The 5660-nt window shown below is 50.2% G+C and carries 2 tRNA genes and 3 rRNA genes; all 5 read left to right on the top strand.

Annotation, left to right across the window (positions count from 1 at the left end):
- The first annotated feature begins 279 nt into the window (after positions 1 to 279).
- The 5 genes from HMPREF3066_RS06420 (at position 280) to rrf (ending at position 5611) form a co-directional block, all read left to right on the top strand.
- Positions 280 to 1821: ribosomal RNA gene (locus HMPREF3066_RS06420) — 16S ribosomal RNA — on the top strand.
- Between the two features lie 101 nt (positions 1822 to 1922).
- Positions 1923 to 1999: transfer RNA gene (locus tag HMPREF3066_RS06415), tRNA-Ile, on the top strand.
- 5 nt (positions 2000 to 2004) lie between these two features.
- A tRNA-Ala gene (locus HMPREF3066_RS06410) sits at positions 2005 to 2080 on the top strand.
- Positions 2081 to 2512: 432 nt separating this feature from the next.
- Positions 2513 to 5404, top strand: a 23S ribosomal RNA gene (locus HMPREF3066_RS06405).
- Positions 5405 to 5497: 93 nt separating this feature from the next.
- A 5S ribosomal RNA gene (gene rrf, locus HMPREF3066_RS06400) occupies positions 5498 to 5611 on the top strand.
- Together the 16S, 23S and 5S rRNA genes with 2 tRNA genes alongside form the textbook arrangement of a ribosomal RNA operon.
- The last annotated feature ends 49 nt before the right edge of the window (positions 5612 to 5660 follow it).

Genomic DNA, 5660 nt, shown 5'->3' with positions numbered 1-5660 from the left:
GAGGAGGGGGGTATAGTTCGGTTCTTCGCTGCTTCGGCGGTGATTGAACGAACAGGTAAGTATATCACAGTTGGTCTGATTTTTCGAGGTTTTAAGAAAAGTTTTGATTGACAACGAGATGAAATGCTTTATAATTCGTTTTTGCTCTTTAACAAAACAGATTACCGATAAGTGTGAGTGCGACAGCCTCACACTGTTTGAAAGACAGACAAGATGATGTTTTAGACATTGTCCTGTTGGTTTCTTTGAAGCAGACCAGAAGTTAAAAAGTTAGAGATTGAACATAAGAGTTTGATCCTGGCTCAGATTGAACGCTGGCGGCATGCTTTACACATGCAAGTCGGACGGCAGCACAGAGAAGCTTGCTTCTTGGGTGGCGAGTGGCGAACGGGTGAGTAACATATCGGAACGTACCGAGCAGTGGGGGATAACTAATCGAAAGATTAGCTAATACCGCATATCTTCTGAGGAAGAAAGCAGGGGACCATTTGGCCTTGCGCTGTTTGAGCGGCCGATATCTGATTAGCTAGTTGGTGGGGTAAAGGCCTACCAAGGCGACGATCAGTAGCGGGTCTGAGAGGATGATCCGCCACACTGGGACTGAGACACGGCCCAGACTCCTACGGGAGGCAGCAGTGGGGAATTTTGGACAATGGGCGCAAGCCTGATCCAGCCATGCCGCGTGTCTGAAGAAGGCCTTCGGGTTGTAAAGGACTTTTGTCAGGGAAGAAAAGGGCGGGGTTAATACCCCTGTCTGATGACGGTACCTGAAGAATAAGCACCGGCTAACTACGTGCCAGCAGCCGCGGTAATACGTAGGGTGCGAGCGTTAATCGGAATTACTGGGCGTAAAGCGGGCGCAGACGGTTACTTAAGCAGGATGTGAAATCCCCGGGCTCAACCTGGGAACTGCGTTCTGAACTGGGTGACTAGAGTGTGTCAGAGGGAGGTAGAATTCCACGTGTAGCAGTGAAATGCGTAGAGATGTGGAGGAATACCGATGGCGAAGGCAGCCTCCTGGGATAACACTGACGTTCATGCCCGAAAGCGTGGGTAGCAAACAGGATTAGATACCCTGGTAGTCCACGCCCTAAACGATGTCGATTAGCTGTTGGGCAGCATGACTGCTTAGTAGCGAAGCTAACGCGTGAAATCGACCGCCTGGGGAGTACGGTCGCAAGATTAAAACTCAAAGGAATTGACGGGGACCCGCACAAGCGGTGGATGATGTGGATTAATTCGATGCAACGCGAAGAACCTTACCTGGTCTTGACATGTACGGAACCCTTCAGAGACGGAGGGGTGCCTTCGGGAGCCGTAACACAGGTGCTGCATGGCTGTCGTCAGCTCGTGTCGTGAGATGTTGGGTTAAGTCCCGCAACGAGCGCAACCCTTGTCATTAGTTGCCATCATTAAGTTGGGCACTCTAATGAGACTGCCGGTGACAAGCCGGAGGAAGGTGGGGATGACGTCAAGTCCTCATGGCCCTTATGACCAGGGCTTCACACGTCATACAATGGTCGGTACAGAGGGTAGCCAAGCCGCGAGGCGGAGCCAATCTCACAAAACCGATCGTAGTCCGGATTGCACTCTGCAACTCGAGTGCATGAAGTCGGAATCGCTAGTAATCGCAGGTCAGCATACTGCGGTGAATACGTTCCCGGGTCTTGTACACACCGCCCGTCACACCATGGGAGTGGGGGATACCAGAAGTAGGTAGGGTAACCGCAAGGAGCCCGCTTACCACGGTATGCTTCATGACTGGGGTGAAGTCGTAACAAGGTAGCCGTAGGGGAACCTGCGGCTTGGATCACCTCCTTTCTAGAGAAAGAAGAGGTTGTCGCATTCACACTTATCGGTAAACTGTAGAAGATGCGGAAAAATGCTTGAGTGAAGACAAGGTTCGCTTAAGAAGAGAATCCGGGTTTGTAGCTCAGCTGGTTAGAGCACACGCTTGATAAGCGTGGGGTCGGAGGTTCAAGTCCTCCCAGACCCACCAAGAACGGGGGCATAGCTCAGTTGGTAGAGCACCTGCTTTGCAAGCAGGGGGTCATCGGTTCGATCCCGTTTGCCTCCACCAATACTTTCCAAATCAAAGCGAGTTAAAAAGGCAGTGTGACTGCTTTCTTTTTTTTCTAAAGAGAAGTCTGCTGACGAATCAGTTTGACGGAAAAAGAAAGGCTGCTATAATAATCAGCTCATTTTGATTTGCGAAGTAAATAGCAATATTGAACGCATCGATCTTTAACAAATTGGAAAGCCGAAATCAACAAACAAAGACAATGTGTCTGTTTTTGATGATTGACCGATTGCAAACGGTCAGTTGTCTCCTGAACAGGAAAAGAAAAACAGGTACAGTATTTGGGTGATGATTGTATCGACTTAATCCCGAAAGACAAAAGGCGGGATTAAGACACAACAAGCAGTAAGCTTTATCAGAGTAGGAAATTCAAGTTTGATATTCTAGTCAACGGAATGTCAGGCAAAGTCAGAGAAGTTCTTGAAATGATAGAGTCAAGTGAATAAGTGCATCAGGTGGATGCCTTGGCGATGATAGGCGACGAAGGACGTGTAAGCCTGCGAAAAGCGTGGGGGAGCTGGCAATAAAGCTATGATCCCGCGATGTCCGAATGGGGAAACCCACTGCATTCTGTGCAGTATCCTAAGTTGAATACATAGACTTAGAGAAGCGAACCCGGAGAACTGAACCATCTAAGTACCCGGAGGAAAAGAAATCAACCGAGATTCCGCAAGTAGTGGCGAGCGAACGCGGAGGAGCCTGTACGTAATAACTGTCGAGATAGAAGAACAAGCTGGGAAGCTTGACCATAGTGGGTGATAGTCCCGTATTCGAAATCTCAACGGTGGTACTAAGCGTACGAAAAGTAGGGCGGGACACGTGAAATCCTGTCTGAATATGGGGGGACCATCCTCCAAGGCTAAATACTCATCATCGACCGATAGTGAACCAGTACCGTGAGGGAAAGGCGAAAAGAACCCCGGGAGGGGAGTGAAATAGAACCTGAAACCTGATGCATACAAACAGTGGGAGCACCCTTGTGGTGTGACTGCGTACCTTTTGTATAATGGGTCAACGACTTACATTCAGTAGCGAGCTTAACCGAATAGGGGAGGCGTAGGGAAACCGAGTCTTAATAGGGCGAACAGTTGCTGGGTGTAGACCCGAAACCGAGTGATCTATCCATGGCCAGGTTGAAGGTGCCGTAACAGGTACTGGAGGACCGAACCCACGCATGTTGCAAAATGCGGGGATGAGCTGTGGATAGGGGTGAAAGGCTAAACAAACTCGGAGATAGCTGGTTCTCCCCGAAAACTATTTAGGTAGTGCCTCGAGCAAGACACTGATGGGGGTAAAGCACTGTTATGGCTAGGGGGTTATTGCAACTTACCAACCCATGGCAAACTAAGAATACCATCAAGTGGTTCCTCGGGAGACAGACAGCGGGTGCTAACGTCCGTTGTCAAGAGGGAAACAACCCAGACCGCCAGCTAAGGTCCCAAATGATAGATTAAGTGGTAAACGAAGTGGGAAGGCCCAGACAGCCAGGATGTTGGCTTAGAAGCAGCCATCATTTAAAGAAAGCGTAATAGCTCACTGGTCGAGTCGTCCTGCGCGGAAGATGTAACGGGGCTCAAATCTATAACCGAAGCTGCGGATGCCAGTTTACTGGCATGGTAGGGGAGCGTTCTGTAGGCCGATGAAGGTGCATTGTAAAGTGTGCTGGAGGTATCAGAAGTGCGAATGTTGACATGAGTAGCGATAAAGCGGGTGAAAAGCCCGCTCGCCGAAAGCCCAAGGTTTCCTACGCAACGTTCATCGGCGTAGGGTGAGTCGGCCCCTAAGGCGAGGCAGAAATGCGTAGTCGATGGGAAACAGGTTAATATTCCTGTACTTGATTCAAATGCGATGTGGGGACGGAGAAGGTTAGGTTAGCAAGCTGTTGGAATAGCTTGTTTAAGCCGGTAGGTGGAAGACTTAGGCAAATCCGGGTCTTCTTAACACCGAGAAGTGACGACGAGTGTCTACGGACATGAAGTAACCGATACCACGCTTCCAGGAAAAGCCACTAAGCTTCAGTTTGAATCGAACCGTACCGCAAACCGACACAGGTGGGCAGGATGAGAATTCTAAGGCGCTTGAGAGAACTCGGGAGAAGGAACTCGGCAAATTGATACCGTAACTTCGGGAGAAGGTATGCCCTCTAAGGTTAAGGACTTGCTCCGTAAGCCTCGGAGGGTCGCAGAGAATAGGTGGCTGCGACTGTTTATTAAAAACACAGCACTCTGCTAACACGAAAGTGGACGTATAGGGTGTGACGCCTGCCCGGTGCTGGAAGGTTAATTGAAGATGTGAGAGCATCGGATCGAAGCCCCAGTAAACGGCGGCCGTAACTATAACGGTCCTAAGGTAGCGAAATTCCTTGTCGGGTAAGTTCCGACCCGCACGAATGGCGTAACGATGGCCACACTGTCTCCTCCCGAGACTCAGCGAAGTTGAAGTGGTTGTGAAGATGCAATCTACCCGCTGCTAGACGGAAAGACCCCGTGAACCTTTACTGTAGCTTTGCATTGGACTTTGAAGTCACTTGTGTAGGATAGGTGGGAGGCTTAGAAGCAGAGACGCCAGTCTCTGTGGAGCCGTCCTTGAAATACCACCCTGGTGTCTTTGAGGTTCTAACCCAGACCCGTAATCCGGGTCGGGGACCGTGCATGGTAGGCAGTTTGACTGGGGCGGTCTCCTCCCAAAGAGTAACGGAGGAGTTCGAAGGTTACCTAGGTCCGGTCGGAAATCGGACTGATAGTGCAATGGCAAAAGGTAGCTTAACTGCGAGACCGACAAGTCGAGCAGGTGCGAAAGCAGGACATAGTGATCCGGTGGTTCTGTATGGAAGGGCCATCGCTCAACGGATAAAAGGTACTCCGGGGATAACAGGCTGATTCCGCCCAAGAGTTCATATCGACGGCGGAGTTTGGCACCTCGATGTCGGCTCATCACATCCTGGGGCTGTAGTCGGTCCCAAGGGTATGGCTGTTCGCCATTTAAAGTGGTACGTGAGCTGGGTTTAAAACGTCGTGAGACAGTTTGGTCCCTATCTGCAGTGGGCGTTGGAAGTTTGACGGGGGCTGCTCCTAGTACGAGAGGACCGGAGTGGACGAACCTCTGGTGTACCGGTTGTAACGCCAGTTGCATAGCCGGGTAGCTAAGTTCGGAAGAGATAAGCGCTGAAAGCATCTAAGCGCGAAACTCGCCTGAAGATGAGACTTCCCTTGCGGTTTAACCGCACTAAAGAGTCGTTCGAGACCAGGACGTTGATAGGTGGGGTGTGGAAGCGCGGTAACGCGTGAAGCTAACCCATACTAATTGCTCGTGAGGCTTGACTCTATCATTTGAAGAACTTCAAATAAAAAGCTTACTGACTGATTCAGTCATCACCAAATATATTGATTAAGGCTTTGCCGATTTGTACAGTTTAAGTTTGGCGGCCATAGCGAGTTGGTCCCACGCCTTCCCATCCCGAACAGGACCGTGAAACGACTCAGCGCCGATGATAGTGTGGTTCTTCCATGCGAAAGTAGGTCACTGCCAAACACCTATCCTAAGCCCCCGACAGATGTCGGGGGCTTTTACTTTGTATTGT

The organism is Neisseria sp. HMSC03D10 (assembly GCF_001807625.1).
Lineage (GTDB): Bacteria > Pseudomonadota > Gammaproteobacteria > Burkholderiales > Neisseriaceae > Neisseria > Neisseria mucosa.
This window is presented reverse-complemented; position numbering and strand designations above follow the sequence as displayed.